We start from the raw sequence: 26,462 nt of genomic DNA on the forward strand, positions 1-26,462 counted from the left end.
GCGCATCCTTTCCTACGACGAGGCCAGCCGCGCGGCGCTGGCTGGCGACACTGAGGCCCAGATGGCCCTGGCCGAGGCCCTGGACAGCCAGGGCCAGGTCAAGGCCGCCCTCGACTGGATGGTCCGCGCCGCGCAGGGCGGCTGGATGCCGGCGGTCTCACGGCTGGGGCTGTGGCAGTTGGTGGGGCACATCACCCCCCAGGCCCCGGCGCTTGGCGTCGGCCGCATCATCCAGGCCGCCCAGGCCGGCGATCCCTTCGGCCTGCACCTGGCCGCCATCGTCGATTCTGGGGCCATCGGCACACCGCGCAATATCGGCCGTGCCCTCTATTGGCTGGCCCGCGCCGCGGCGCTGGGGGACGGCCGCGCCGCCTGCCAGCTTGGCCTGTTATGCGGTGACGAGACCTTGGCCCACGCCGCCCTGTCGGCCGCCGCCATCACCGGCTTCGAGCCGGCCATCGCCGCCCTCGGCGACCGGGGCGTCGTGCCCGCGCCCGCCGACTGGGACGCGGTGGCCGCGGCCGCCGACCTTTCCGATTTCGCCGCGCCGGTCAGTCGCGCGGTGGAGAGCGAGAGCCCGCGCATCCTGTCGGTCCCCAGCCTGCTGCCGCGCTGGATGTGCGCCTACGCCATGGCTCTGGCCGAGCCGGCCCTGGACCGCGCCCTGGTGCTCACCGACGACGGGTCTGAACAGGAGCGTGGCGAGCGCTCCAACCGGGTCATGCACTTTGGCCTGGTGGACTCAGACGTCATCCTGGAGCTGATGAACCTGCGCATCAGCCAGGCCGCCGAGATGCCGCCGGAGAACGCCGAGGGGCTGGGCGTGCTGCACTACGCGCCCGGCGAACGCTACCGGCCGCACATGGACTACATCCCCGACACGCCGGAGAACGCGCGCCAACTGGCGGTGATGGGACAGCGGGTCCGCACCCTGCTGGTCTATCTCAACGACGGCTATGAGGGCGGAGCGACCCTGTTCCCGCGCCTGGAGGCGGCCTTCCGGCCGGCGCCCGGCGGGGCGCTGATCTTCGACAGCGTCACCGAAGATGGCGAGATGGATCCCCGTACCCTGCACGAGGGCTCCCCCACCACCTCCGGCGAGAAGTGGATCATCTCCAAGTGGTTCCGGACCAAGGCCCTGCGGCCTACCGCTTCCTGACGAAGACCGTGCCGGCGGAATAGCCCGCGCCGAAGGAGCAGATCAGGCCGGTGTCCCCGGCCTTGAAGTCTTCGTTGGCGCTGTGGAAGGCGATGATCGAGCCGGCCGACGAAGTGTTGGCGTAGGTGTCGAGGATGATGACGTTCTCGCCCGGCGCCGGATCGCGGCCCAGCACCCGCTTGCCGATCATGAGGTTCATGTTGATGTTGGCCTGGTGCAGCCACAGGCGCTTCAGCCCCGTGGGATCCAGGCCCAGGTCGCCGGCGTGCTGGACGATCATCTCGGAGACCATCGGCACCACCTCGCGGAACACCTTGCGGCCCTCCTGCACGAAGAGTTTGTCCGCCGCCCCGACGCCCTCGGGCGCCGCGCGGTTCAGGAAGCCGAAATTGTTGCGGATATTGTTGGAGAACTCGGTCTTCAGCCGGGTGCCCAGGATTTCCCAGCCCTGGCCGGGCTTGGCGAGGTCTTCGCGTTCGACGATCACGGCCGTCGCCACGTCGCCGAAGATGAAGTGACTGTCGCGGTCGCGGAAGTTCAGGTGGCCCGAGGTGATCTCCGGATTGACCACCAGCACCGCGCGGGCCGAGCCCGTGGCGATGTAGTCGGACGCCGTCTTGATGCCGAAGGTGGCCGAGGAGCAGGCGACATTCATGTCGAAGCCGAAGCCTTCGATGCCCAGGGCCTGCTGGATCTCGATGGCCATGGCCGGATAGGCGCGCTGCATGTTCGAGGCCGCGCAGATCACCGCGTCGATCTGGCTGGCGTCCTTGCCCCAGCGCGCGATGGCGTCGCGGGCCGCGGCCACGCCGATCTCGGCCATCACGGAAAGCTCGTCGTTGGAGCGCTCGGGGATGGAGGGCGTCATCACGGCCGGGTCGATGACGCCGGCCTTGTCCACCACGAACCGTGACTTGATCCCCGAGGCCTTCTCGATGAACTCGACGGAGGAGGGGGTCAGGGCCTCCACCTCGCCGGCCTCGATGGCGGCGGCGTGCTCGGCGTTGAAGTTGGCGACGTAGGTGTTGAAGGCCTCCACCAGCTCGGCGTTCGAGACGCTCTGAGGCGGGGTGTAGAGGCCGGTGGCCGCGATCACGGCTGAGTGCAAGGCGTCGTCTCCCGGTACAAGGGGCCCCTTCCTGGGGCGTCTGCCGGCGTTGATAGCATGATGGAGGCCGACAGGCCGATAGCCCTCCCCACGCGCTCTCTCGCTCTCAAGGCTAAGCTTCTGAAAAGCCGCAGTTTCATCACCCCTAGGTTGCTGTCGCGGCGCGCCCATGGGCATGATTCCCATCACTTCAAGTCTGTGGCGGAGCGGCCACAGCTCGTGAGGGACCGTTGTTGTTTCCAGGATTTGTACGGAAACCAGGCTTGTTTCGGAACCGGTGCATGCCATTTGCGCAGCCTGGGCAATGAAACCCAGAGTTGGAGTATCAAAAAAATGAAGTCTCTCATCGTTCTCGCGGCCACCGCCGCCGCCATCCTCGCCGCCCCGGCCGCCGCCTCGGCGCAGTCGATGTCGCCCACCACCTTCTACGGCTCGATCGGCTACGCCAACGCCGCCATCGACGACGTGAACCTGGGCGCCGTCCAGGGCCGCCTCGGCGCCCGCTTTGGCCAGTATGTCGGCGTCGAAGGTGAAGTCGCCGGCGGCGTCAAGGAAGACAGCGTCCGCGTCGGCGCGGTCAATGTCGACGTGGAACTGAAGCACCAAGTGGCGATCTACGGCGTCGGCTATCTGCCGCTGAACCCGCAGTTCGACCTGCTGGCCCGCGTGGGCTACGGCAACTCCAAGATCGAAGCCTCGGCGCTCGGCGCCGCCGCCGCCGCCGACGGCGACAGCTGGAACTACGGCGTCGGAGGCCAGTACTTCTTCGACGACAAGAACGGCGTGCGAGTCGACTACACGCGTCATGACTTCAAGGACTCCAGCGACGACGCCGACGTCTGGGCGGTCGCCTACACCCGCAAGTTCTAAGCCTTGCTGCGGCATGGCCGGGGATCGCCCCGGCCATGCCGTGACCGCGTCCGAACGCCGGTCTCCAACTCGAGCGCCCTGAGCGCCGACCTGTGCCCCCTGAGGCACACCTCCGCCCCCGCCACATTGTTTCCGCCGAATGTCGGGGAACTGACCTAGGGCCGCCGTGTTTGGAGGCGTCTTAGGCGGTGCTGGGGAGCTGAACCAAAGAGTTGGAGTAACCTATGAAGTCTCTCATCACCCTGGCGGCCGCGGCCGCCATGACGTTCGCCGTCCCCGCCATCGCCTCGGCGCAGTCGCTCTCCCCCACCACCGTCTACGGCTCGCTTGGCTATGCGAACGCCAACATCGACGACGTGAACCTGGGCGCGGTCCAGGGCCGCGTCGGCGCCCGCTTTGGCCAATACCTCGGTGTCGAGGGTGAACTGGCCGCCGGCGTGAAGGAAGACAGCGTCAATGTCGCCGGGACCTCGGTGGACGTGAAGCTGCAGCACCAGGCCGCCATCTACGGCGTGGGCTACCTGCCGGTCTCGCCCCAGGCCGACCTCTTCGCCCGCGTCGGCTACGGCACGTCCAAGATCAAGGCGTCCGCGGCCGGGGCCTCGGCGGCCGATGACGGCGAGAGCTGGAACTACGGCGTCGGCGGCCAGTACTTCCTGGACGACAAGAACGGTGTCCGCCTCGACTACACCCGCCATGACTTCAAGGACGCCAGCGAGAACGCCGACGTCTGGGCCATCGGCTACACGCGCAAGTTCTGACCACCAGGCGGCGCCGCGGATCGTCCGTGGCGCCGCGCCCTTTCCGGCCGGGGTGTGGGCCGCAATTTGGAGTACCAAGACCATGAAGACCCTGTTTGGCCTCGCGGCCGCCCTGACCCTTTCCCTTCCTGCTGCCGCCCTGGCCCAGTCGCCGATCTACGGCTCGCTCGGCTATGCCAACCATCATGTGACCGACGCCGACGCCGGCGCGGTCCAGGCGCGCCTGGGCGCCCGCCTGAGCCCCTATTTCGGCGCTGAGGTCGAGCTCTCGAAGGGTGTGAAGTCCGGCGATGGCCAGGTGTCCGGCATCCCCCTCGAGGTGGAGGTTGAGCATCAGGCGGCCATCTACGGCGTCGGCTTCCTGCCTATAACCCCGCGCGCCGACCTGTTCGTCCGGGCTGGGTACGGCGAAACCAAGCTGAATTTCACGGCCGCCGGCGGCTCGGCGACCGACCGCAACACCAGCTGGAACTTCGGCGCCGGCGGCCAGTACTTCCTGGACGACAAGAATGGCGTCCGGCTGGATTACACCCACCATGACTTCATGAAGTCGGAGGACACCGCCGACGTCTGGGTGGTCGCCTACACGCGTAAGTTCTAGGTTCGGAACCTTGGCCGGGCCGACATCGTTGATGTCGCGCCCGGCTCCCCGCCCTTGGGGGCCTGATCCCCTATCCGAAGAGAAAAATCATGGCCGACCCGATGACCTCCTCCGCCAACGGAACCACGGCTAACGCTACAGCCGCCAATCTGGCGGACGCCACCGCCGCCCTCGATCCGGTCGCCGCCTCGGCCAGGAACGCCAAGGTCAGCGCCGCCGGCTCCCTCAACGAAGCCGCCGACGCCTTTGGCAAGGCGCCCGCCGCCCTCAACGAAGCCGCCCACAGCCTGCTGAGCGCCGCCCGCACCTTGCTGGAAGGCAAGACCGAGGTGGTCGTCGCCAAGGGCCAGGAGGTCTATGGCAAGGTGAAGGAACGCGCCGTCGAACGCTTCGGCGACACCGACGTCCTAGTGCGTGAGAAGCCCTACGTGGCCCTCGGCATCGCGGCCGCCGCCGGCTTCCTGCTGGGTCACCTGATCAGCTCGGGTCGCAGCCAGGTGGTGTACCTGCGCGACGACCGATGACGTCCTGGAGGGGTTCATACGCCTCTCCTCCGCGACGAATGCGCGCTATTTTGCCCAAAAACCGGGTCTCGAGGCCCCGTTTCCCTTGCGTCAAGGTCGCCATAGCCTGCGAATCTGCGCAAACCCTTGCCTCCCTTGCGTCGATACGCGGGGCGCAACAAAGACAACCGGAGGTCACATGACCCAATCTGAATTTATCGAACAGGTCGCCACTGCCGCCGGGACCACTCAGGCCGAAGTCGGCCGCGTGCTGGAAGCCATGGTCGCCACCGTCTCGGGCGCTCTGACCGGCGGCGGCGATGTCCGTCTGTCGGGTCTCGGCGTGTTTGACGTCGGCGCCCGCGCCGCCCGTGAAGGCCGCAACCCCTCCACCGGCGAAGCGATCAAGATCCCGGCCTCCAAGGCCGTGCGCTTCCGCGCCGCCAAGGGCCTCAAGGACGCCGTCAACGGCGTCGCGCCCGCCAAGAAGAAGTAAGTCCCGCGCGGGTCACCCGCGCGACCGATTGCAGGCAGGGCCGTCCCCATGGGGCGGCCCTGTTCTGTTTCCGCCGCCTGTCACGGGCAAGGCCAGGGAACCTGAACGCCAGCCAACGGGCCGCTTCCATGCCCATTCAGGCGGGCAGGCGCTTCATGGCGGTTATCGCGGCCCAGGCCGCAACAGAGGTGACGCCATGCAAACCGAGGCCCCCGACACCAATCCCGCCGAAGCTCTCGAGCCGACCGCCGAGATCATCACCTACGCCCAGTTCCTCAGCGCCAAGGCGCGCCGCGACCTGGACCGGATCGCGGCGGGCGAACCGGCGCCGCACGGCTATCCGTGGGCCTATCTGTTCGAACCGCCTGCGAACTGATCGCAAGAACCCGGAACTTCCGCCAACCCCGCAAGTTGCTCCACCATGTCGCCCTTAGTGCTTTTGGTTGAAGATGAAATCCTGGTCCGGCTCACGGCCGCTGTTGGGTTAGAGGAGGCGGGGTTCACGGTCATCGAGGCCGATGACGCCGAGCAGGCGCTGGAACTCCTCAGCAGGCACGACGACATCTGCGCGGTGTTCACCGATGTGAACATGCCGGGCTCCATGGACGGCATCGACCTGGCGCAGCTGGTCCACGCCCGGTGGCCCGACGTCCGCATCCTGGTGACCACGGGTGGCGCGGACCTCTCGGGCGGACTGCCCGAGGGCAGCGACTTCGTCTCCAAGCCCTATCACGCTGACCAGGTTGTCACCTGCCTTAGGCGCGCCCTGGCGGCCTAGATTGCGGCGTCCGCGCCCCTTGACGCTGGTCCGCCCACGGCGGACTTTCCCGTCAGGGAGAACACGCCTTGGACAAACAATTCGCGATCCAGTTCGCTGGATCCTTCGCGGCGGTGGCCCTGCTGGTGGCCCTGGCCGCCTGGGCGAAAATCGCCAAGCCGATGTCGCCGCTCAGCGAGGCCCGCGCCCGGGCCCTGTTCGCCGATGAGTTCCCGGGCAGGGCTCTCGACGCTCTCTGGGTCACCAATGACGGTCGCGGCGCCCTGGCCCGCTCCGGCGCCTCGGCCCTGGTGCTCTGCGAGGTGGGCGACGGCTACGCCGCCCGCCACATCCCCTGGGCCCAGGCCGTCGCCGCCAGCTTCCGCGACGGGGTGCTGAAGCTCGACCTCGCAGACGTCTCGGCGCCCCGCGCGCGCCTGGCCTTCGACTCCTGGCCTCCCGCGGGGGCGGCCTGATGGATCCGCTCAAGGCCCAGTTCGACCCGGTCACCCTGGCGATCCCGTTTTTTGTCCTGACCATCATTCTCGAGATCGCGCTCACCCGCTTCAAGGCGGTGAAGAGCCACTACGAGACCAAGGACACCATGACCTCGCTGGGCATGGGCCTGGGCAGCAATGTGGCCGGCGTGCTCACCGGCGGCGCGGCCGTGGCCGCCACGGTCTGGGTCTGGCAGCACCGGGTCTTCGACATCCCTATGACCGCCATCTGGGCCTGGGTGGCGATCTTCTTCCTGGAGGATCTGACCTATTACTGGTTCCACCGCCTCAGCCATGAGCGGCGGTTCTGGTGGGCGGCGCACGTGAACCACCACTCGTCCCAGCACTACAACCTGTCCACCGCCCTGCGGCAGACCTGGACCGGCGGCCTGGCTGGGACCTGGGCGCTCTGGCTGCCGCTGGCCTTCCTGGGTTTCCCGCCGGCCATGCTGGCGATCCAGAAGGGGATCAGTCTGGTCTACCAGTTCTGGATCCACACAGAGGCCATCGGCCGGATGCCGAAGTGGTTCGAGGCGGTATTCAACACGCCCTCGCACCACCGGGTCCACCACGCCCGCAATCCGCGTTACCTCGACAGCAACTACGCCGGCATCCTGATCATCTGGGACAGGCTGTTTGGCACCTTCCAGCCGGAGCTGGACGAGGAGACGCCGCGCTACGGCATCGTCAAGAACCTCAGCAGCTTCAACATCTTGCGCGTCGCGTTTCATGAATGGGCTGGAATCGCCAAGGACCTGGCAGGGTCGCGCTCCCTTCGTGAGGCCGCGGGCTACCTGTTCGGGCCCCCGGGCTGGAGCCCCGATGGCTCCCGCGACACCTCAGCGACCCTCAAGGCCCAGTGGGCCGCCGACCAGGCCAAGCCCAACTCCCCCGACGTCGCCGCCTAGGCTCGAGGCAGCCCGTTCGCGCCAAGCGGGAACCTTCGCCATGGCGTCCCCGTTGATGGTGCATGGAGCTTCACCCAAGCGACAAGATCGTGCTCATCGACGACGATCCGATGGTGCGTCTGCTGAAGGTCCTGGCGGAATTCGCCGAGGAGCGCCGGCCCGGCGAGACTCCGGACCGCCAGTACGCCCGCCGCGCCTTCCCCGGCTCGCGCTTCTCCTCGATCTTCGACCCGCGCCACTGACCCCTGCCGACCCCCGCCCGCCTGCGCGCGCGCCGATTCGGCCTCTGCGCCGGACAGGTGTATCCTTTCCCGTGGGCCCAGGCCGCATTCGGCGCGCCTGCGCCAAACGGGGGGTGCGTGATGAGCATGAGAGTTCCGATCCTGTCGGCCCTTGCGGCGAGCGCCCTCCTCGCGGCTGGTCCGCCGGCCTCGGCCCAGCCGGTGACCCAACACGTGGAGGACGCCAGGCTCCACTACCTGCGCAAGGACCATCTTTGTGAGCTGCGCCTGGGGGGCTTCATTGGGCTCACCAAGCCCGAGAACAATCCGACCCAGGCCGACCTCGACCTGATGCGCGAGATCTACGCGGTCGCCGACCGCATCATCTATGACGCCGAGATCCTGGCCAAACAGGTGGGGCCGGAGGCGGACAAGCGCGTCATCGACGAACTGCTGCCGGGCTGGTACGCGGCCCTGAAACACGGTGACGGCCGGCCCGACAAGGCCGCTATCCTGCGCGCCGACCTGACGCCGGGCCTGCGGGACTGCGTCGAACACGCCCAGACCCTGCCCAAGCCGCCCGCGTCCTGGTATTAACGGCCGTCTAGTCGCGGAGCAGCAGCGGCAGGCTGAGGCCCGAGACTGGCCGCGCGCCCAGGATCTCACGGCGGAAGCGGAACAATTCGGCGGGCCGCCCGCCCGTGTCGGTGTCCATCCGGCCCAGTCCTTCCACCATGTCGGCGCGCTCCAGCGCCCGGCGGAAGTTCTGCTTGTGGAGCGGCACGCCGGCGATGGCCTCCACCGCCCTTTGCAGGAAGGACAGGGTGAAGGCCTCGGGCATCAGTTCGAACACCACCGGCCGATACTTCAGCTTGCCCCGCAGGCGCGACAGGGCCGTGGCCAGGATCCGCCTGTGGTCGGAGAACATCGGCTCGCCCATGGCCGCCGCCAGGGCGGGGGAGGGCGCCCCTTCGCCCCGGTCGCGGGCGGCTTCCGGCGCCAGGCCCGCCTCATAGAGAAGTTCGTAGCGCTCCAGCACCCGCTCCTCGTTCCAGGGCGCGTCGTCCAGGGCGAACAGCAGGCGGGCGGCCGAGCGGCGGCGGCTGGCTTCCGGACCCGGCGCCGCCCCCGCCCACTGTCGCAGGGCGGGTTCGAGGGCCGACAGGGCGGCGGGGCGGCCCTCGCGCCAGTCCTCATAGGGGAAGAACCGGCTCCAGTCGGCCCAGGTGGTGTCGGGGGCGTGGGTGTCCACCGCCTGGGGGGTCAGGGCCAGATAGCCAACCGAGATCACCCGCGCGGCCCCTGTCCCGACGCCCATGTCGGCCAGGGGCGCGTCACGGCCCTTGTCGCCGAAGGTGTAGAGCTGTTCGACATAGCCGAGATCGAACCGGGTCTGGGCCGTCACGAAGGCGCGCAGGGCCAGCTCGAAGGTCCGGTGGCCGTCAGGGTCAAAGGGGCCGAAGGGCAGGCCGGCATGCTGCCCCCGGGGCCGGACCGTCAGCACCACGGCCTGGCCGTCGCGGATGGCCACCACCACCGCCGACAGCCCGATGATCACCGCGCGATCCATCCTAGTGCCGGGCCGGGAAATCGAAGGGCTGGGCGCGCTGGTAGTCGTAGTCGCCCATCGCCGCCACGGCGTCGGCCATCCGGCCCCGCCGGCCCATGATGTCGTCGGCGAGCGCGATGATCCGGCGGTTGGGGGAGGCGTGGCCGGCGGCGCGCCGCATGGCCAGCGCCATCAACCGCTCATCAGCCTCGGGGTTGCGTTCGCAGGCCAGGACGAAGGCGCTGGCGGTGGACCGGCTGATGCCGGCCCAGCAGTGGATCAGCATGGGGGCGTCCCCCTTCCAACGGCTTCCGAAGGCCAGCAGGTCATGGACCAGCTGCTCGTCGGGCGGGATCATGCCCTCCATGGGCTCTGCGATGTCATTGACCCCCAGGCGCAGATGGTTGGCGGCCTCGATCCCCGCCGGCGTGGCGATCATGCTGGCCGGATCCAGCAGGGTCACCATGTGCGAAGGCCGTCGCGCCTTGATCACGGCGGGAACCTCGGCCAGCCCGCAGATGATGAAGGGCACGCTCACTCGGTATCGAACGCGGCTGGGCCGACGGAGAAGCCAGCCGCCTCCGACAGCACCTGGTATCGCTGCACGTAGCGCAGCTGGGCCTGGGCGGCCGACAACGGCTCGATGTGCAGGTCGTAGCCCTCCGGCGGCGGGTCGAAGAACTCCACGGACTCGTCGTACCCGAACCCCGCCAGCTGGGTCGCCTCGAAGAAGGCGCAGGCCCGGTCGGCCCGCTTGATCAGCTTCCTCACGCTCAGCGGCGCCTTGGCCGGCAGGCCGAAGCGTGTGTGGATCGCGTGCTCCAGTCGCTCCTCAAACAGCTTGTAGTCGTAGCCGAGCGCCGCCTTGAACGGGCTGATCATGTCCCCGATGACGTATTCCGAGGCGTCGTGCAGCAGGGCCGCCAGCCGCCAGCGCGGTTCCAGATCGGGCTGGATGTGGGCGCAGATCTCCTCCACCACCACAGAGTGCTGGGCCACGGAAAAGGCGTGCTCGCCGATCGTCTGACCGTTCCAGCGCGCGACGCGGGCCAGTCCGTGGGCGATGTCCTCGATCTCGATATCCATCGGGGAGGGGTCAAGCAGGTCCAATCGCCGACCCGAAAGCATCCGTTGCCACGCCCGGGGCTCTTTGGCGGTCTTATGCAGCCCTTTCCTCACCGACGCGTTCCTCTCACACTCAAGCTCGTGACCTGAACCAGGACTTGAGAAAGATCAATGTGCTGGTCCATCGTCGTCACCACTGTGCACCAACGTGAAGGGGAAACACATGAGCTGGGCTAGAATCATGACGCCGCTGTCCGGCGGCGAGGGCGACAAGGCCGCCGTAAAGGCCGCCGCCCTGCTGGCCGAACCGTTCGGCGCCGAGCTTGCCTGTGTCTACACCCCCGCTGATGTCGCCGATGTGATGCCCTGGATGGGCGAGGGCTTTCTGGGCGGGGTTCAGTCCACCGCCCTGGAATCCCTGAAGGAGGCCGCGGCCGGCGGCGAGATCAAGGCCCGAGCCGCCGTGGACGCCTGCGCCTATGCCAAGGCCGAGTTCATCTCCCTGCAGACCCCGGTCTGGGCGGGGCTCTCCGCCGAGAGCCGCCTTTCCGACGTGGTGGTCTTCACCAATGATCCGCCGCGCGGGCGTGGTCCCCTGGCCGAGGCCTTCCAGCAGATGGTGGCCGACGAGCAGCGCCCGGTGCTGATCGCGCGCGAGGGCTTCAAGACCGGCGGCGTCATCGCCGTGGCCTGGGATGGCGGCAAGGAAGCCTCCCGCGCCGCGCGCCTGGCCATGCCGCTTTTGGAAAAGGCCTCCCGCGTGGTGATCCTCGCCGCGCCCAAGGCCAGCTCCCGCAGCTTTGATCCCGCGCGTCTGCAGGCCTATTTCGCCGCCCGCAACGTCGTGGCCGATGTCGATATCCTGCCGGACTCCGGCGACGCCGCGCCGCTGCTGCTCTACGCCACCAAGAAGGCCGGCGCCGACATCCTGGTGGCTGGCGCCTTCGGGCACCCGCGCCTGCAGGAGTTCATCTTCGGTGGCACGACCCGTTCGCTGCTGGCGGCTGACCAGCCGTCCCTGTTCCTTTCCCACTAGACTGAAAGCGTACCGTCATGAGCCTCTCGCGCATCGTCATGCGGCTTGCCCGCAATCCGGGCACTGAGTTCGCGGGAGGCGACGACCACCGTGGCTACTCGCTGACCGCGCCGCTCACCTCCGACGGCCACATCGACGAAGCGGCCTACGCCAAGGCCAAGGCGCAGTGCACCGTGCGCCGCTTCACGCCCGATGAGGAGGCCACCGACGGTCGCCTGGCCAAGCGTGGCGCCCGCTGGTTCTTCGACTATGAGGCCGACGACACCGCCGACGACGAGCCGGTCCACCGCCTGGGCGACCATCGGTTCGCCGTGGGCGAATATGTCACCGTCGCCGACGAGGACGGCCGGCCCCTGACCTACAAGGTCGTGGAAGTCCAGCCGGCCTAGAGCGGTTCTGGGCGATCAGGTCCCGCCGTTGCGGCGGACCAGGGTCTTGACGTCGTCGTACATGTCGTCGTGCCGGCTGTTGGCGGTCGACTTCACCACCGCGACGACGATCGGGCCCTTCTTGGGACCCGACGCTTCATAGCCCAGGTACTTGTAGCCGCCGGTGAGGTCGTCGCCGGCGTAGATGAAGGTGGCGCGCAGGCCGCGCTTCTCCCGCGACAACGCCTCGCCGCGCATGCGGACGTCCCGGTACATCTTGATCGTGGCCGTCGAGCTGTCGCCGTCGGCCTTGATGTGGATCGGGCCGACCTGGACGTTGGCCTTGTCGCCCTCGGCCTTGATGTGCAGGCCCGGCAGGTCGACCTGGGTGTGTTCCTCGCCGGTCTCGGTGTCGACCTTGGCCTGAATCCTGGGGCGACCCTCAACGGCCTCGTCGACCGCGGGGTCGATGGCCGCGTCGATCTTGGCGTCCGCCCGGGCCTCGGCCACGACGCGCGCGGCTTCGGCGGCCGCGCCCGGCGCGGCGGCCGTGTCGGCGCCGGAGGCGACAGGCGAGCCTCCAAGGGTCTTGAGTTCAGCCTCGAGCGTGGCGAGCGTCGCCACGGCGTCGCCCTTCACCGGCATGCGGGTCAGGGTTATCTGGGCGCCGTCGCTCTCGCGATAGACGCAGCTCTGCCCGTCGGCGGCGGCGCTGACCCGGGTCAGGCTGCCTTCGGTCGGGGGGCACTCCAGCTTGGCCTTCAGGGTGGCGGGCCTCTGGCAGGCGGTGAGCGCCAGGGCCGAGGCGGCCAGCAACAGCAGGGTCTTCATAAGAAAAAGGGCTCCGATCCCGTTCGTATCAACGGTGACCGGAGCCCTCGATCAGGTCGAGTGAATTCGTCGTAAGCGTTATTGACCCGGACGCGAGCCCGCGCCTTCGCGGCGGGCCAGGAAGGCCAGGCGTTCAAACAGGTGCACGTCCTGCTCGTTCTTCAGCAGGGCGCCGTGCAGCGGCGGGATCAGCTTGGTGGGATCCTTCTCGGCCAGGGCCGCGGCGTCGATGTCCTCGACCATCAGCAGCTTGAGCCAGTCCAGCAGTTCGGAGGTGGAGGGCTTCTTCTTCAGGCCCGGCACCTTGCGCATGTCGTAGAAGATGCGCAGCGCCTCGGCGACCAGCTTCTGCTTGATGCCGGGATAGTGGACTTCCACGATCTCGTTCATCGTCTCGGCTTCCGGGAAGCGGATATAGTGGAAGAAGCAGCGGCGCAGGAAGGCGTCCGGCAGTTCCTTCTCGTTGTTGGAGGTGATGATCACGATCGGGCGGACCTCGGCCTTGATCGTCTCATTGGTCTCGTAGACGTAGAACTCCATCCGATCGAGTTCCTGCAACAGGTCGTTCGGGAACTCGATGTCGGCCTTGTCGATCTCGTCGATCAGCAGGACCGGGCGCTTGTCGGCGGTGAACGCCTCCCAGAGCTTGCCCTTCTTGATGTAGTTCTTCACGTCCTTGACGCGCTCGTCGCCGAGCTGGCTGTCGCGCAGGCGGGTGACGGCGTCGTATTCGTACAGGCCCTGGTGCGCCTTGGTGGTGGACTTGATGTGCCAGGTGATCATCTCGGCGCCCAGCGCCTTGGCGATTTCAAAGGCCAGGACGGTCTTGCCGGTGCCCGGCTCGCCCTTGATCAGCAGCGGACGCTCAAGCGCGATGGCGGCGTTGACGGCCACCTTGAGGTCTTCGGTGGCGACGTAATTGTCGGTGCCTTCAAAACGCTGACGCTCGCTCATAATAGGGCTCTCCAGGGGCGGGCGTAAAAAGACGCTCGCGCTCGAACAAATGTTTCAACCTGGGCCCAACCTAAAGGCACAGCCGCGACATTCAAGCGGCATGAACGTCGCGCCAGGACCTAAGTTGAGGAACGCCTAGTCCTCACGCAGCGTCACCGAAACCGGATCAGAGGCCGGGAAGCTCTCTTTCAGACCTTCGTCGAGCCGCTTGTCGAGGTCGGCGTCGGACTCGCCAGCGTGCACGACGAAGGGCCCCTCGACATCGTCCGGGCCCGGCTCGTCGTCATTGTCGGCCAACAGCTCATCGTCGCCGTCATCCTCTGGCTCGTGGGTGACGTCGAGCACCTCGGGCAGCTCCTCGAAGGTGCGCATCTCCCCCACCTGCTCGCGATCGTCCAGAATCGTTTCGTCCAGGGCCTCGGCTTGGTCCTGGCCGTCGGCTTCGTTCTCGAACTCGCCGGGCATGTGTGAACTCCTGAATGCGAGGCCCGCGGGGCGGCGCCGGTCAGGAGGTAACCCACGGCCCGCCAGCCTGTTCCTCTGTCGCCATCACCAGGGGATGGACGTTCCGTCCCAGGCGAAGAAGCCGCCGGTGTCCTCGGGCCTCAGCCTGTCCAGGACCTCCAGCAGGTTCTGCGCCGAGCGCTGTGGGGACGAGAGGCGGTCCGGGGCCACGCCGCCCTGGAAAGGCGCGCTCAGGGTGGTGTCCACCGTGCCGGGGTGCAGGGCGACGCACAGGCCCAGTGGCCGGGTGCGCCGGTGTTCGATCGCCAGGGTGTGGATCAGCATGTTCAGGGCGGCCTTGGAGGCGCGATAGCCATACCAACCGCCCAGGCGGTTGTCCCCGATGCTGCCCACCCGGGCGGAGAGCGCGGCGAAGACGCTCGGCCTGTCTCGCGGCGTGAGGGGCAGGAAGTGCTTGGCCGCCAGAGCCGGCCCGGCCGCATTGGTGGCGAACAGCGCGGTGAGGGCGGCGAGGTCGAGCGAACGCATGGTCTTCTCCGGCGCCAGACCAGGTCCATGTAGCTGCCCCGTGGCCACCAGGACGAGGCTGGGAACGCCAAGGCTGGCCGCATGCGCCGCCGCGCGGACCAGGCTGTCTTCGTCCAGGATGTCGGCTGCGATCCACGCCTGGCGTCCGGTGTCGACCCAGCCCTCGGGCCGCTTGCGCGAGACCGACAGCACAAGATCATGGGCGGGGCTGTCGCTCAGGCGTTGGGCGAGCGCGCGGCCAATCCCGCCGGAGCCGCCGATGACGATCGCCAGGCTGGAGGCCATCTCAGCCCCTCAGCAAGGCTGCCCCGGCGACCAGGCCGACCACGGCCCCGGCGGTCAGCAGGATCCGCAGGGACGGATACCAGGACGGCAGGCCCGGGCTGCGAAGATCCCACACCAGATGCACGCTCAGGGCCGCGGCCAGGCCCGCCAGCTTGGCGGTCTGCGCCGACGGCGGAAGCATCAGCAGGGCGAGGCCCACAAGAGTCGGGATCATGGCCATGGTGACGACGGCGCCTCGGGGCCGGTCTTCGATGACCGCCATGCCCCATCGCGCGCCGCCGAGGAAGGAGAGGATGAGGCCGCCGTACAGCGCCAGCCCGGTCGCCGCCAGCCCAGAGAGGTGCGGCGCGAGCCGGCCGACCAGAGGGGGCGCCAGGAACGGCGCGAGCCCCAACACCCCATAGATCAGCACGAGGGGCGGGATCGCCGCGCGCGTTCGACCAGTGTCCGGGCGCGCGATCATGACCCCTGGAACTGCGCCAGAGCCTCGGCCACCTCGTCCATGACCGCCTCCCATTGCCGGAAGCCCGGCGGCAGGAAGACCCGCATCTGCGGATACCAGGGATAGCGGTCGGTCCCGACCCTTGGCCAGGCGCCAGGCGTGGAGATCAGCCAGCAGGGCGCGCCGCAGGCGGCGGCGATATTGGAGGTGGCGTTGGCGAACCCCAGGGTGAGGTCCAGGGCGCAGGTGAGGGCGGCCAGATCGTCGAGATCCTGCTTCAGGTCGATGCCGGGCGGCGTCCAGATCTCCACTCCCAGCTCCCGCCGGGCGTGTTCGATCTCTTCGCTGCAGTCGCCGTACTGCAGGTTGACGAAACAGACGCCGGGGGTGCGGAGGATCGGCGCCCACTGCTCGAAGGGCGAGAAGAAGCGGTGGCGGCCGGCGCTGGCGATGGCGCTCTTCCACAGCAGGCCGACCTTGATGCCGGCTGGTGCGGTCGCTAGCACCTCGCGCCAATGGGCCACCCGGTCCGGATCGGCGATCAGGAAGCGCTCGCGCTGCGGGAAGTCGGCCACCGAGCGGCGGAACTGGCGCAGCAGCGAGCCCATGGGAACCGACAGGTCCACGCTGTCCAGGCGACCCGCCATGAACGGAACCGTCCGCATGGCCCGGCCTTCGTGGCTGAAGGTGGTGTGGCTCCCGACTTCGGCGGTGGGGAAGGAGCGCTGGAACAGCGGGATCAGACGGGGCTCGACCGCCAGGGTCAGCCGCCCCTCAGGCCCCAGAGACTCTATGACATCGGGCAGCAGGTTGGCGAACAGGATCTCGTCCCCCAGGCCCTGCTCGCCGATCACCAGCAGCGACTTGCCGGCCAGCGCCTCGCCGGGCCGCCAGGACGGGCGGTCGGTGATGAACTGGGTGGAGTCGGCGAACTGCGGATGCAGGCGCGCCTCGTAGTCGTCCCAGCCCTCGCCGATGCGGCCTAGGTTGATGAGGATGGTGGAGCGCGACAGACGCATCATCTGTCGCTCGGACTCCAGTGTCGTCTGGCGCAGCGCCGTCTCGCAGTCGACCAGGGACGCGGCGATCTCGCCCATCGCCATCCGCATGTTGCCGCGGTTGTAGCGCGCCTTGGCGAAGCCCGCGTCCTGGCGCAACGCCTCCTCGAAGAAGACCAGCGCGTTCACCGGATCACCCTGCTCGGACATCACGGTGCCCAGGGTGTTCCAGACAATGGGATGGGCGGGGTCCTTGGTCAGGGCGCCCTTGAGCACCTCGATCGCCTCGTCGAACCGGCCCTGGCTGCGCAGGGCGCAGGCCAGGTTGTTGGCCCCCTCGGGGTGGTCGGGGAAGCGGGCCAGGAAGTGCCGGAACAACTGCTCGGCCACCGTGAGCTGCCCCAGGCGGTAGGCCAGGCGGCCCAGGTTGTTCGCCAGTTCGGCATGGTCGGGGAGGAGGGCGAGCGCCGCCTCGTAACAGGTGATGGAGCCCTTGAAGTCGCCGGCCATCTCGCGCGCGATCGCCAGCATGTACCAGGCGAAGCCACTGCGCTCGTCCTGCTCCAGCGCCTTCAGCGCCCACTCCGCGCCGCGCTCATGGTCCTGCTTGCGCAGGGCGTTGACGGCGCTCTGCAGTAGCGGCTGGATCGCCAGGGTCTTCAGTTCGCCAATGGCGGCGTTCAGCTTCTTCAGCGCGGTGCGGTCGCCGCCCGACCCCATGGCCTCGGCCGCCAGCCGGATCGGCGTGGGCGCGGTCCGCGATTCCAGCGCCAGGGGCGAGGTGGCGGTAGGCTTGGCCGAACGCGGCATGAACCGGGGTCCTCGTGAGTCGTCTGGGCGAGTATGCCGCCAATACAGGTGGTCATGGTTAACCCCGAGCTAACCATGGGGCGGCCTGAGACTTTCAGCACATACGCCGCAGGTCGTCGCAAGGCGTCGTTAACTAACGTCCGGTTATGCGTCGTATGTACCGGAACGAAGCTTTCGCCCGGGACAGGCCAAGTCAGGAATTCGCGCCGTCTCGGCGCAGGTTATTTTGGGGGAATTGGGTCGTGCCGCTGAAATTGTCGCTGAAACCCGGCGAGAAGTTCGTGCTGAACGGCGCAGTCGTCCAGAATGGCGACCGCCGTGGCGTCCTGATCCTCCAGAACAAGGCCTCGGTCCTTCGCGAGAAGGACATCATGCAGCAAGAAGAGGTCAACACACCGGCACGCCGGATCTACTTCCCGGTGATGATGATGTACCTCGATGAGACCGGCGCCGCCCGCTACTACGACGAGTTCGTTCACCGCTTGACCGAATTCATGGGCGTGATCCGGAACCCCGCCGTGCTCTCGGAGTGCGTGGCGATCTCAAAGCACTGCATGGAAAAGGAATACTACAAGGCGCTGATGCTCTGCCGGAAGCTCATCGAGTACGAAGATCAGAGGTTGGGGACGAATGTCGCTTCGAGCGTACCAGCAGACCGCGGCTAGGGCCGAAACCTCCCGCGAGACGGAGTATCGTCTCTTCGGCCAGGTGACGCGCGCCCTCATGGAGGCGGCCAAGCTCGATCCCTCGGATCTGAGCGGCCGCGCCGATGCGCTCGACTGGAATCGCCGCATGTGGTCGGCCTTCGCCACCGACTGCGGCGCGCCGGAAAACGCCCTGCCGGAGTCCCTGCGCGCCTCGATCATCTCGCTGGCCATCTGGGTCGGCAAACACACCAGCCTGGCGATCCGCGGCCAGGAGGACATCCAGGACCTGATCGACATCAATCGCATGATCATGCAGGGCCTGAGCGGCGGCGCGGCCGAGGCCGCCTGAGCCGCTAGCGAATCAGCCGAATCAATCTGAAATCGCGGCGCGCGGTCGGCTTCCGGGCCGGGGCGCGGGCCGATTTTGCTGAAGCTTCACCTTAAATCTGCGGCCTGCGCTCTAAGGTCGCGGGGCCCCGTCCGCGCGGCGTCGCGTACCCGCGATCTCCCGCGTCGCCGGCGCCGAACGGTGCTCCGGACGCCGCCGTCCTGGCGAACTCCGAACTCGACTAGCGCGGCCCCACTCGTGCGACCGGGCAGGGCGATCGGCGTGTGCGGGACGCCGCAACCCCAAGCCTGGCAACGGGTGCTGATTGTGTCGGCGACGCGGCGGGAAAGTGACGGCCCCCTGGGGAACCCCCAGGCGAACGGGCCGGTTGGAAGGGAAGGCGAGCGATCCCGTAACGCCATTTCTCCGTCCGCTGAAGACCAGCCAAGACCGAGCACCTGCGCCCCCGGCTCTAATCTGTCCCAACACTTCGGGCCCCAATGGATAACGGCGTCGGGCCCCAAGAATCATCGTAACACACTGGTTAGTGTTTCTGTTGTGGGTGGGGTCGGGGAAACGCGTCCAGGTAGTATCGCGCTCTCCATATCTATTGCGTTTCGATCGACCTGAACCCGCGCTCAAAATTCTCGACTAGGAAGCTCACATGGCGATTTCCAGCCTCTCGGCGGCTCAGATCGGCGCCCTCTCGGTCACCGTTATTCAGAGTCTCTCCCAGACGGAGATCCAGTCGCTCAGCGCGACCCAGGTCGGGGCGATCAACACCACGGGGATCGCGGCCCTCGACACCACCCAGGTCGGGGCGCTCTCAGCCACCCAGGTCAAGGGGCTCTCCGCCACCCAGATCCCGCACTTCGACACAACCATCGTCTTCGACACCGCGCAGCTTCAGGTCTTCAGCGCCCCCCAGGTCAAGGCGCTCACCTCCACCCAGCTCGGCGCTCTCGACACCTCACACATCGCGGTTCTCAGCGCGACGCAGATCGGCGCGCTCTCGGCCACCAACCTCTCGGGCCTCGACGACACCCAGACCAGCGTGCTCACCGCGACCCAGATCAAGGGGGTGACCACCACCCAGCTGGCGGGCCTGACCACCACCGACATCGGCGAACTCGACGCCACCCAGGTCGGCGCCCTGTCGGCCGGTCAGGTCGCGGCGCTCTCCGCCACCAACATCTCCGCCCTGGACACCACCCAGATCGGGGCCCTGTCCACGACCCAGGTGAAGGGGCTCACCAGCACCCAACTCAAGGGCCTCAGCACCACCGATATCGGTGAGCTTTCCAGCACCCAGATCGGCGCCCTGACGGCGGCGCAGGTTGGCGTTCTGGCCACCACCCAGGTCGGCGCCCTGGATTCGACCCAGGTCGGCGCCCTGAGCTCGACCCAGGTCGGCGCCCTGAGCGCCGCCAGTCTCTCTGCGCTGGACGCCACCCAGACGGGTTCGCTCACCACCACCCAGGTCGGCGGCCTGACCACCACCCAGCTCAAGACCCTGTCGACCACCGACTTCGGCGAGCTGACCTCCACCCAGATCGGCGCCCTGTCGGCCGCCCAACTGGGCTCCCTGTCGGCGACGGCCATCTCGAGCCTGGACGCCACCCAGACGGCGGCCCTCACCACCACCCAGCTCGGTGGCCTGACGACCACCCAGCTCAAGTCGTTCAGCGCCACCGATGTCAGCGAACTGACCACCACCCAGGTCGGCGCCCTTTCCAGCAGCCAGATCGGCGCCCTGACGGCGACCGCGGTCTCCGCCCTCGATGGCTCCCAGGTCGCCGCGCTGTCGACGACCCAGGTCAAGGGCCTGACCACCGGTCAACTCGCCGCCCTGAGCACTACCGACATCGCCGAGTTCGCCGACACCCAGATCGGCGCCCTGACTCCGAGCCAGCTCGGCGCCCTGACGGCCACCAACATCTCGGCGCTCGACGCCACCCAGGTGGCGGCGATCAGCACCACCCAGATCAAGGCGCTCTCGGCGACCCAGGTCCGGGCCCTGGACACCACCGATGTGGCCGAACTGTCCTCGACCCAGGTCGGCGCCATGTCGGCGGCGCAGATCGGGGCCCTGTCCTCCACCAGCCTGGCCAGCCTGGACTCCACCCAGCTGGGCGCCCTGACGGCCGCCCAGGTCGGCGCCCTGTCGGCCACCAGCCTCTCGGGCCTGGACGGAACCCAGATCGGCTCGCTGACCACCACCCAGGTGGGCGGCCTCACCACCAGCCAGCTCAGGTCCCTGAGCACCACCGACTTCGGCGAGCTCACCTCGACCCAGATCGGCGCCCTGAGCGCCAATCAGCTCGGGGCCTTGTCGGCCACCAACATCTCGGCTCTGGACGCCACCCAGACGGCGGCCTTGTCCACGACCCAGGTCAAGGGCCTGGCCACCACTCAGCTCTCCGCCCTCAACGCCACCGACATCGGCGAATTCACCGCCACCCAGATCGGGGCCCTGTCCAACGCCCAGATCGCGTCGCTGACGGCCACCAACATCTCGGCCCTCGACGCCACCCAGACGGCCGCGCTCTCCACCACCCAGGTCAAGGCGCTGTCGGTCAGCCAGCTGCGGGGCCTCGACGCCACCGACGTCGCTGAGCTCGCCGGCACGCAGATCGCGGCCATGGCCGCGACCCAGATCGCGGCCCTGAGCTCCACCAATATCGGCGCGCTGGACGCCACCCAGCTGGGCGCCCTGACGGCCGCCCAGATCGGCGCCCTGTCGACCACCAGCCTCTCGACCCTGGACGCCACCCAGACCGGCTCGCTGACCACCACCCAGGTCGGCGGCCTCACCACCACCCAGCTCAAGAGCCTGTCGACCACCGACTTCGGCGAACTGACCTCGACCCAGATCGGCGCCCTGTCGGCCGCCCAGATCGGGGCCCTGTCGGCCACCAACGTCTCGTCGATGGACGCCACCCAGACGGCGGCCCTGACCACCACCCAGGTGAAGGGCCTGGCGACCACCCAGCTCTCGGGCCTCAACGCCACCGACATTGGCGAACTGACCACCACCCAGATCGGCGCGCTCGGCGGCAGCCAGATCGCGGCGCTCTCGGCCACCAACATCTCGGCCCTCGACGCCACCCAGGTCGCGGCGCTCTCCACCACCCAGGTGAAGTCCCTGACCACCGGCCAGCTCGCCGGCCTGTCCACCACCGACATCGGCGAGTTCGCCGACACCCAGATCGGGGCCCTGGCCACCGGCCAGCTGGCCGCGCTGACCGCCACCAACCTCTCGGCCCTGAACGCCACCCAGGTGGCGGCCATCAGCACCACTCAGATCAAGGCGCTCACCTCCACGCAGCTCAGGGCCCTGGACACCACCGATGTGGCCGAACTGTCCTCGACCCAGATCGGCGCCATGTCGGCGGCGCAGATCGGCGCCCTGTCCTCCACCAGCCTCGGCAGCCTGGACACCACTCAGCTCGGCGCGCTCTCGGCGGCCCAGATCGGCGCCCTGTCGGCCACCAGCCTCTCGGGGCTGGACGCGACCCAGATCGGCGGCCTGACCACCACCCAGGTGGGCGGTCTGACCACCACCCAGGTGAAGGGTCTCTCCACCACCGATTTCGGCGAGTTGACCCCGACCCAACTGGGCGCGCTCTCGGCCGCCCAGGTCGGCGCCCTGACCACCACCAACATTTCCGGCCTGGACGCCACCCAGACCGCCGCGCTCTCCACGACCCAGGTCAAGGGCCTGGCGACGACCCAGATCTCCGCCCTGAGCGCCACCGATATCGTTGAGTTCACCGCCACCCAGATCGGGGCCCTGGCCGGCACGCAGTTGGCCGCCCTGACGGCGACCAACGTCTCCAACCTCGACGCCACCCAGGTCGGGGCGCTGTCCACGACCCAGATGAAGTCCCTGACCGCCGGCCAGCTCGCCGGTCTCAGCACCACCGACATCGCCGAGTTCGCCGACACCCAGATCGGCGCCCTGACTCCGAGCCAGCTCAGCGCCCTGACCGCCACCAACATCTCCGCCCTCGACGCCACCCAGGTGGCGGCGATCAGCGCCAACCAGATCAAGGCGCTGTCCACCACCCAGCTCAGGGCCCTGGACACCACCGATGTGGCCGAACTGTCCTCGACCCAGATCGGCGCCATGTCGGCGGCGCAGATCGGCGCCCTGTCCTCCACCAGCCTCGGCAGCCTGGACACCACCCAGCTCGGAGCCCTGACGGCCGCCCAGGTCGGCGCCCTGTCCAACACCAGCCTGTCGGGCCTGGACGCCACCCAGATCGGCGGCCTCACCACCACCCAGGTGGGCGGCCTGACCACCAGCCAGCTCAGGTCCCTGAGCACCACCGACTTCGGCGAGCTCACCTCCACCCAGATCGGCGCCCTGAGCGCCAACCAGCTGGCCTCGCTGACCTCGACCAATCTCTCGGCCCTGGACGCCACCCAGGTGTCGGCCCTCTCCACCACCCAGGTGAAGGGTCTGGCCACCACCCAGCTCTCGGCGCTGAGCGCCACCGACATCGGCGAATTCACCGCCACCCAGATCGGGGCGCTGTCCAACGCCCAGATCGCGTCCCTGACAGCCACCAATATCTCGGCCCTCGACGGGACCCAGGTGGCGGCGCTCTCCACCACCCAGGTCAAGGCGCTCACAACGACCCAGCTCAGGGGCCTGGAGGTCACCGACATCGGTGAGTTCTCCGGCCAGCAGATCGGCGCCCTGACCGCCACCCAGGTCGGCGCCATCACCTCCACCAATCTGGCGGCGATCGATGCGACCCAGATCGGGGCCCTCACCGCGGCCCAGGTCGGCGCGCTCTCCACCGCCAGCCTCTCGGCCCTGGACGCGACCCAGACCGCCCTGCTCAGCACCACCCAGATCGGCGGCCTGACCACCACCCAGGTGAAGAGCCTCTCGACCACGGACTTCGGGGAACTGACCTCGACCCAGCTGGGCGCGCTCTCGGCCGCCCAGGTCGGCGCCCTCACCGCCACCAACATCTCCAGCCTGGACGCCACCCAGACGGCGGCTCTGACCACGACTCAGGTCAAGGGCCTGGCGACCACCCAACTGTCGGCTCTGACCTCCACCGACATCGGGGAACTCACCTCGACCCAGGTGGGCGCGCTCGGCGGCACCCAGTTGGCGGCCCTGACGGCGACCAATGTCTCGGCCTTGGACGCCACCCAGGTGGCGGCGCTCTCCACCACCCAGATGAAGTCGCTGACCGCCGGCCAGCTCGCCGGCCTCTCCACCACCGACATCGCCGAGTTCGCCGACACCCAGATCGGGGCTCTGACTCCGAGCCAGCTCGGCGCCCTGACCGCCACCAACATCTCGGCCCTCGACGCCACCCAGGTGGCGGCGATCTCCGTGACCCAGGTTAAGGCGCTGTCCACGACCCAGCTCAGGGCCCTGGACACCACCGATGTGGCCGAACTGTCCTCGACCCAGATCGGCGCCATGTCGGCGGCGCAGATCGGCGCCCTGTCCTCCACCAGCCTCGGCAGCCTGGACACCACCCAGCTCGGCGCCCTGACGGCCGCCCAGGTCGGCGCCCTGTCCAACACCAGCCTCTCGGGCCTGGACGCCACCCAGATCGGCGGCCTCACCACCACCCAGGTTGGCGGCCTCACCACCAGCCAGCTCCGGGGCCTGAGCACCACGGACTTCGGTGAACTGACCTCGACCCAGATCGGCGCGCTGTCGGCGGCCCAGCTGGGGGCGCTCACCGCCACCAACCTCGGTTCCCTGGACGCCACCCAGGTCGCGGCGCTCTCGACCACCCAGGTCAAGGGTCTGGCCACCACCCAGCTCAACGCGCTGAGCGGAACCGACGTCGCCGAATTCACCGCCACCCAGATTTCGGCGCTCAGCACCGCCCAGATCGCGGCCGTGACCTCCACCGGCATCGCGGCCCTGGACGCCACCCAGACCGCGGCGCTGTCGACCACCCAGGTCAAGGCCCTGACCACGACCCAGATCCGGGGTCTGGACAGCACCGACATCGGGCAATTCACCAGCACCCAGGTCGGGGTGCTCACCAGCAGCCAGCTAGGCGCCCTGACCACCACCAACATCACCGCCCTGGACGCCACCCAGGTCGGCGCCCTGACGGCGGCCCAGATCGGTTCGCTCTCGGCGACCAACCTCTCGGCCCTGGACGCCACCCAGACCGGCGCCCTGACCACCACCCAGGTGGCCGGCCTGACCGCGACCCAGCTGCGGTCGATGTCCACCACCGACTTCGGTGAGCTGACCTCGACCCAGATCGGCTCGCTCTCGGCGGGTCAGCTCGGCGCCCTGACGGCCACCAACCTGGCCAGCCTGGACGCCACCCTGGTGGGCGGCCTCTCCACCACCCAGGTCAAGGGTCTGGCGACGACCCAGCTCAGCGCGCTGTCGGCGACCGATATCGGCGAATTCACCTCGACCCAGATCGGCGCCCTGGCGGCGAACCAGGTCGGCGCCCTGACGGCCAACGCCTTCTCCGCTCTGGACGCCACTCAGGTCGCGGCCCTCTCCACCACCCAGGTGAAGGGCATGACCACGACCCAGCTCACCGGCCTCAACGTCACCGACATCGGCGAACTCTCCGCGGGTCAGATCGGCGCCCTGAGCCCGACCCAGCTGGGCTCCCTGACCGCCACCAACATCTCGGCCCTCGACCAGACCCAGGTGGCGGCGCTCTCTGTCACCCAGGTCCGCGGCCTGAACGCGACCCAGCTGAGAGGACTCGACACCACTGACCTCGGTGAACTGTCGGCGACCCAGGTCGGCGGCCTGACCGCGGCCCAGATCGGCGCCCTCTCGGCCACCAGCATTCAGAGCCTGGACAACACCCAGATCGCCGCCCTGGCCACCACCCAGATCTCGGCCCTGAGCAACAGCGCCCTGTCGGCCCTCGACGCCACTCAGACCGCCTCCCTGACCACCACCCAGGTCGGCGCCCTGACCACCAGCCAGGTGGCCAACCTCTCGGCCACCGACTTCGGCGAGCTGACCTCGACCCAGATCGGGGCGCTGTCGGCCAGCCAGGTCGGCGCCCTGACCAGCACCAACTTCTCCAGCCTCGACGCCACCCAGGTCGCGGCGCTCTCCACCACCCAGGTGAAAGGCCTCACCGCCACCCAGCTGAAGAGCCTGCAGACCACCGACATCGGCGAATTCACCGCGACCCAGGTGGGCGCGATGAGCACGGCGCAGGTCTCGGCCCTGACGGCCACGGGGCTCTCGGCCCTGGACGCCACCCAGGTGGCGGCGCTCTCCACCACCCAGGTGAAGGCGCTGACCACCAGCCAGCTCGCCGGCCTCTCCACCACCGATATCGGCGAGTTCGCCGCCACCCAGATCGGGGCCCTCAGCGCCAGCCAGTTCGCGGCCCTGACCGCCACCAACATCGGAGCCCTGGACACGACCCAGATCGAGGCTCTCTCCGCGGCGCAGATCGGGGCCCTGTCGGCCACCAGCCTCTCGTCCCTGGACGCCACCCAGGTGGGTGCGATCTCCACGACCCAGGTCGCGGGCCTGACCACCACCCAGTTGAAGACCTTGAGCACGACGGACTTCGGCGATCTGAACTCGACCCAGATCAACGCCCTGTCGGCGGCGCAACTTGGGGCGCTGACGGCGACGAACATCTCGTCGCTCGACACGACCCAGTTCCAGGCGCTCTCCACCACCCAGGTGAAGGGCCTGACCGCGACCCAGCTTTCGGGCCTGAACGTCACCGACGTGGCCGAGTTCGCCGACACCCAGATCGCGGCCCTGACGGCGGCCCAGATCCCCGGCCTGACGGCGACGGCGGTCTCCGCCCTCGACTCGACCCAGACCGCGGCCCTGAGCACCACCCAGGTCAAGGCCTTGAGCACCACCCAGCTGAGGGGCCTGTCGACCACCGATGTCGGCGAGCTGGCCACCACCCAGTTCGCGGCCCTGACCTCGACCCAGGTGGGCGCGCTGTCGGCCACCGTTATCGCCGGCTTCGATGCGACCCAGGCCAACGCGCTGGCGACGACCCAGATCACCGGGCTTACCGCCACCCAGCTCGATGGACTGTCGGCGACCAGCATCTCGGGCATGGACGCCACCCTGCTGAACGCCATGACCGCCACCCAGGTGCAGAGCCTGGATAACGATCAGGTCGCCGCCTACATCGCCTCCACCTGACCAAGGCGGGCGTGATCTTCCGCGCCGGGCCTTCGGGCTCGGCGCGGATGGTCGCATTGCGGTTCCCGGTCTGGAATCCAGGCTCCGGAGGCGCCACAACAGGGTGACGGGATCCCCTGG

27 protein-coding genes are annotated in these 26,462 nt (G+C 68.5%); 17 read left to right on the plus strand and 10 right to left on the minus strand.

Translation table 11 applies throughout. From position 1 onward, the window contains the following. Positions 1–61 precede the first annotated feature (61 nt). Complete coding sequence (locus Q8N10_RS01160; RefSeq protein WP_304776666.1) at positions 62–1,159, plus strand: 2OG-Fe(II) oxygenase; 1,098 nt, start codon at positions 62–64, stop codon at positions 1,157–1,159. Here the strand turns inward: Q8N10_RS01160 and Q8N10_RS01165 are convergent. Continuing rightward, positions 1,146–2,267, minus strand: a complete 1,122-nt coding sequence (locus Q8N10_RS01165; RefSeq protein ID WP_304776669.1) for a beta-ketoacyl-ACP synthase III — start codon at positions 2,265–2,267, stop codon at positions 1,146–1,148. The two genes, Q8N10_RS01160 and Q8N10_RS01165, sit on opposite strands and share 14 nt — an antisense overlap. A 333-nt stretch (positions 2,268–2,600) precedes the next feature. Here Q8N10_RS01165 and Q8N10_RS01170 point away from each other — a divergent pair, with 333 nt between their 5' ends. The 11 genes from Q8N10_RS01170 to Q8N10_RS01220 all read left to right on the plus strand — a co-directional run bounded on the left by Q8N10_RS01170 (position 2,601) and on the right by Q8N10_RS01220 (position 8,478). Next, positions 2,601–3,137, plus strand: coding sequence for a porin family protein (locus Q8N10_RS01170; protein ID WP_304776671.1), 537 nt, complete (start codon positions 2,601–2,603; stop codon positions 3,135–3,137). A gap of 224 nt (positions 3,138–3,361) precedes the next feature. Then, a complete protein-coding gene (locus Q8N10_RS01175; RefSeq protein ID WP_304776674.1) occupies positions 3,362–3,898 on the plus strand; it encodes a porin family protein in 537 nt (178 codons plus the stop codon). A gap of 82 nt (positions 3,899–3,980) precedes the next feature. Continuing rightward, on the plus strand, positions 3,981–4,499 hold the full coding sequence (locus Q8N10_RS01180; protein ID WP_304776676.1) for a porin family protein: 519 nt from the start codon (positions 3,981–3,983) through the stop codon (positions 4,497–4,499). An 89-nt stretch (positions 4,500–4,588) separates the two neighbouring features. Beyond that, positions 4,589–5,023: a hypothetical protein gene (locus Q8N10_RS01185; protein WP_304776679.1), complete on the plus strand. Its 435-nt coding sequence runs from the start codon at positions 4,589–4,591 to the stop codon at positions 5,021–5,023. Positions 5,024–5,201: 178 nt separating this feature from the next. Beyond that, the gene (locus Q8N10_RS01190; RefSeq protein WP_304776681.1) at positions 5,202–5,498 is read left to right on the plus strand and encodes an HU family DNA-binding protein; all 297 of its coding nucleotides are present in this window, start codon (positions 5,202–5,204) and stop codon (positions 5,496–5,498) included. A gap of 196 nt (positions 5,499–5,694) precedes the next feature. After that, positions 5,695–5,874, plus strand: coding sequence for a hypothetical protein (locus Q8N10_RS01195; protein WP_304776683.1), 180 nt, complete (start codon positions 5,695–5,697; stop codon positions 5,872–5,874). Positions 5,875–5,919: 45 nt separating this feature from the next. After that, a complete protein-coding gene (locus Q8N10_RS01200) occupies positions 5,920–6,276 on the plus strand; it encodes a response regulator (protein ID WP_304776685.1) in 357 nt (118 codons plus the stop codon). Positions 6,277–6,344: 68 nt separating this feature from the next. After that, the gene (locus tag Q8N10_RS01205; RefSeq protein ID WP_304776688.1) at positions 6,345–6,731 is read left to right on the plus strand and encodes a hypothetical protein; all 387 of its coding nucleotides are present in this window, start codon (positions 6,345–6,347) and stop codon (positions 6,729–6,731) included. Then, complete coding sequence (locus tag Q8N10_RS01210; protein ID WP_304776691.1) at positions 6,731–7,660, plus strand: sterol desaturase family protein; 930 nt, start codon at positions 6,731–6,733, stop codon at positions 7,658–7,660. Before Q8N10_RS01205 ends, Q8N10_RS01210 begins: the two co-directional genes overlap by 1 nt. A 62-nt stretch (positions 7,661–7,722) precedes the next feature. Next, positions 7,723–7,902: a hypothetical protein gene (locus Q8N10_RS01215; protein ID WP_304776692.1), complete on the plus strand. Its 180-nt coding sequence runs from the start codon at positions 7,723–7,725 to the stop codon at positions 7,900–7,902. 120 nt (positions 7,903–8,022) lie between these two features. Next, on the plus strand, positions 8,023–8,478 hold the full coding sequence (locus tag Q8N10_RS01220; RefSeq protein WP_304776695.1) for a hypothetical protein: 456 nt from the start codon (positions 8,023–8,025) through the stop codon (positions 8,476–8,478). Positions 8,479–8,485: 7 nt separating this feature from the next. Here the strand turns inward: Q8N10_RS01220 and Q8N10_RS01225 are convergent, their stop codons facing one another. From Q8N10_RS01225 to Q8N10_RS01235, 3 genes are read right to left on the minus strand one after another with little or no spacing between them, the layout of a single operon-like run. Further along, positions 8,486–9,451, minus strand: coding sequence for an NAD regulator (locus tag Q8N10_RS01225; protein WP_304776698.1), 966 nt, complete (start codon positions 9,449–9,451; stop codon positions 8,486–8,488). Between the two features lies 1 nt (position 9,452). Next, positions 9,453–9,968 (minus strand): tyrosine phosphatase family protein, encoded by a 516-nt coding sequence (locus Q8N10_RS01230; RefSeq protein WP_304776700.1) that lies wholly within the window; start codon positions 9,966–9,968, stop codon positions 9,453–9,455. After that, entirely contained in the window at positions 9,965–10,609 is a 645-nt protein-coding gene (locus Q8N10_RS01235; RefSeq protein WP_304776703.1) for an HD family hydrolase, read from the minus strand. Before Q8N10_RS01235 ends, Q8N10_RS01230 begins: the two co-directional genes overlap by 4 nt. A gap of 109 nt (positions 10,610–10,718) precedes the next feature. Between Q8N10_RS01235 and Q8N10_RS01240 the strand changes: the two genes are divergently transcribed. Together Q8N10_RS01240 and Q8N10_RS01245 are read left to right on the plus strand one after the other, a co-directional pair. Further along, positions 10,719–11,531, plus strand: a complete 813-nt coding sequence (locus Q8N10_RS01240) for a universal stress protein (protein WP_304776705.1) — start codon at positions 10,719–10,721, stop codon at positions 11,529–11,531. Positions 11,532–11,548: 17 nt separating this feature from the next. Then, positions 11,549–11,920 carry a hypothetical protein gene (locus Q8N10_RS01245; RefSeq protein ID WP_304776707.1) on the plus strand — a complete coding sequence of 124 codons (372 nt, stop codon included), beginning with the start codon at positions 11,549–11,551 and terminating at the stop codon, positions 11,918–11,920. Positions 11,921–11,935: 15 nt separating this feature from the next. On the opposite strand, the gene Q8N10_RS01250 is transcribed toward Q8N10_RS01245, so the two are convergent. The 6 genes from Q8N10_RS01250 to Q8N10_RS01275 form a co-directional block, all read right to left on the minus strand. Next, complete coding sequence (locus Q8N10_RS01250) at positions 11,936–12,730, minus strand: hypothetical protein (RefSeq protein WP_304776709.1); 795 nt, start codon at positions 12,728–12,730, stop codon at positions 11,936–11,938. A gap of 78 nt (positions 12,731–12,808) precedes the next feature. Further along, positions 12,809–13,684: a MoxR family ATPase gene (locus Q8N10_RS01255; RefSeq protein ID WP_215339903.1), complete on the minus strand. Its 876-nt coding sequence runs from the start codon at positions 13,682–13,684 to the stop codon at positions 12,809–12,811. Between the two features lie 135 nt (positions 13,685–13,819). Continuing rightward, positions 13,820–14,149: a hypothetical protein gene (locus tag Q8N10_RS01260; protein WP_304776712.1), complete on the minus strand. Its 330-nt coding sequence runs from the start codon at positions 14,147–14,149 to the stop codon at positions 13,820–13,822. An 84-nt stretch (positions 14,150–14,233) separates the two neighbouring features. Beyond that, positions 14,234–14,962, minus strand: coding sequence for an SDR family NAD(P)-dependent oxidoreductase (locus tag Q8N10_RS01265; RefSeq protein WP_304776714.1), 729 nt, complete (start codon positions 14,960–14,962; stop codon positions 14,234–14,236). 1 nt (position 14,963) lies between these two features. Beyond that, positions 14,964–15,425, minus strand: a complete 462-nt coding sequence (locus Q8N10_RS01270) for a DUF3429 domain-containing protein (RefSeq protein WP_304776717.1) — start codon at positions 15,423–15,425, stop codon at positions 14,964–14,966. Beyond that, on the minus strand, positions 15,422–17,212 hold the full coding sequence (locus Q8N10_RS01275; protein ID WP_304776720.1) for a tetratricopeptide repeat protein: 1,791 nt from the start codon (positions 17,210–17,212) through the stop codon (positions 15,422–15,424). The genes Q8N10_RS01270 and Q8N10_RS01275 overlap by 4 nt, the downstream gene beginning before the upstream one ends. 242 nt (positions 17,213–17,454) lie before the next feature. On the opposite strand from Q8N10_RS01275, the gene flbT reads away from it, so the two are divergent. The 3 genes from flbT to Q8N10_RS01290 all read left to right on the plus strand — a co-directional run bounded on the left by flbT (position 17,455) and on the right by Q8N10_RS01290 (position 26,342). Next, a complete protein-coding gene (gene flbT, locus Q8N10_RS01280; protein ID WP_304776721.1) occupies positions 17,455–17,877 on the plus strand; it encodes a flagellar biosynthesis repressor FlbT in 423 nt (140 codons plus the stop codon). After that, a complete protein-coding gene (gene flaF, locus Q8N10_RS01285) occupies positions 17,843–18,208 on the plus strand; it encodes a flagellar biosynthesis regulator FlaF (protein ID WP_304776724.1) in 366 nt (121 codons plus the stop codon). Before flbT ends, flaF begins: the two co-directional genes overlap by 35 nt. Before the next feature lie 643 nt (positions 18,209–18,851). Next, complete coding sequence (locus Q8N10_RS01290) at positions 18,852–26,342, plus strand: ice nucleation protein (RefSeq protein WP_305663851.1); 7,491 nt, start codon at positions 18,852–18,854, stop codon at positions 26,340–26,342. Positions 26,343–26,462: the final 120 nt, after the last annotated feature.

This window comes from Phenylobacterium sp. (genome assembly GCF_030693625.1).
GTDB classification, from domain to species: domain Bacteria; phylum Pseudomonadota; class Alphaproteobacteria; order Caulobacterales; family Caulobacteraceae; genus Phenylobacterium; species Phenylobacterium ferrooxidans.

Excerpts from the sequence above, each read along its gene's own strand:
- Q8N10_RS01245 (WP_304776707.1), top strand. The coding sequence starts at position 11,549 with ATGAGCCTCTCGCGCATCGTCATGCGGCTTGCCCGCAATCCGGGCACT.
- Q8N10_RS01200 (WP_304776685.1), top strand. The coding sequence starts at position 5,920 with ATGTCGCCCTTAGTGCTTTTGGTTGAAGATGAAATCCTGGTCCGGCTC.
- Q8N10_RS01170 (WP_304776671.1), top strand. The coding sequence starts at position 2,601 with ATGAAGTCTCTCATCGTTCTCGCGGCCACCGCCGCCGCCATCCTCGCC.
- Q8N10_RS01160 (WP_304776666.1), top strand. The coding sequence starts at position 62 with ATGGCCCTGGCCGAGGCCCTGGACAGCCAGGGCCAGGTCAAGGCCGCC.
- flaF (WP_304776724.1), top strand. The coding sequence starts at position 17,843 with ATGTCGCTTCGAGCGTACCAGCAGACCGCGGCTAGGGCCGAAACCTCC.
- Q8N10_RS01185 (WP_304776679.1), top strand. The coding sequence starts at position 4,589 with ATGGCCGACCCGATGACCTCCTCCGCCAACGGAACCACGGCTAACGCT.
- Q8N10_RS01190 (WP_304776681.1), top strand. The coding sequence starts at position 5,202 with ATGACCCAATCTGAATTTATCGAACAGGTCGCCACTGCCGCCGGGACC.
- Q8N10_RS01195 (WP_304776683.1), top strand. The coding sequence starts at position 5,695 with ATGCAAACCGAGGCCCCCGACACCAATCCCGCCGAAGCTCTCGAGCCG.
- Q8N10_RS01265 (WP_304776714.1), bottom strand. The coding sequence starts at position 14,962 with ATGGCCTCCAGCCTGGCGATCGTCATCGGCGGCTCCGGCGGGATTGGC.
- Q8N10_RS01290 (WP_305663851.1), top strand. The coding sequence starts at position 18,852 with ATGGCGATTTCCAGCCTCTCGGCGGCTCAGATCGGCGCCCTCTCGGTC.
- Q8N10_RS01240 (WP_304776705.1), top strand. The coding sequence starts at position 10,719 with ATGAGCTGGGCTAGAATCATGACGCCGCTGTCCGGCGGCGAGGGCGAC.
- Q8N10_RS01180 (WP_304776676.1), top strand. The coding sequence starts at position 3,981 with ATGAAGACCCTGTTTGGCCTCGCGGCCGCCCTGACCCTTTCCCTTCCT.
- Q8N10_RS01225 (WP_304776698.1), bottom strand. The coding sequence starts at position 9,451 with ATGGATCGCGCGGTGATCATCGGGCTGTCGGCGGTGGTGGTGGCCATC.
- Q8N10_RS01220 (WP_304776695.1), top strand. The coding sequence starts at position 8,023 with ATGAGCATGAGAGTTCCGATCCTGTCGGCCCTTGCGGCGAGCGCCCTC.
- Q8N10_RS01175 (WP_304776674.1), top strand. The coding sequence starts at position 3,362 with ATGAAGTCTCTCATCACCCTGGCGGCCGCGGCCGCCATGACGTTCGCC.
- Q8N10_RS01275 (WP_304776720.1), bottom strand. The coding sequence starts at position 17,212 with ATGCCGCGTTCGGCCAAGCCTACCGCCACCTCGCCCCTGGCGCTGGAA.
- Q8N10_RS01210 (WP_304776691.1), top strand. The coding sequence starts at position 6,731 with ATGGATCCGCTCAAGGCCCAGTTCGACCCGGTCACCCTGGCGATCCCG.
- Q8N10_RS01260 (WP_304776712.1), bottom strand. The coding sequence starts at position 14,149 with ATGCCCGGCGAGTTCGAGAACGAAGCCGACGGCCAGGACCAAGCCGAG.
- Q8N10_RS01255 (WP_215339903.1), bottom strand. The coding sequence starts at position 13,684 with ATGAGCGAGCGTCAGCGTTTTGAAGGCACCGACAATTACGTCGCCACC.
- Q8N10_RS01270 (WP_304776717.1), bottom strand. The coding sequence starts at position 15,425 with ATGATCGCGCGCCCGGACACTGGTCGAACGCGCGCGGCGATCCCGCCC.
- Q8N10_RS01215 (WP_304776692.1), top strand. The coding sequence starts at position 7,723 with ATGGAGCTTCACCCAAGCGACAAGATCGTGCTCATCGACGACGATCCG.
- Q8N10_RS01250 (WP_304776709.1), bottom strand. The coding sequence starts at position 12,730 with ATGAAGACCCTGCTGTTGCTGGCCGCCTCGGCCCTGGCGCTCACCGCC.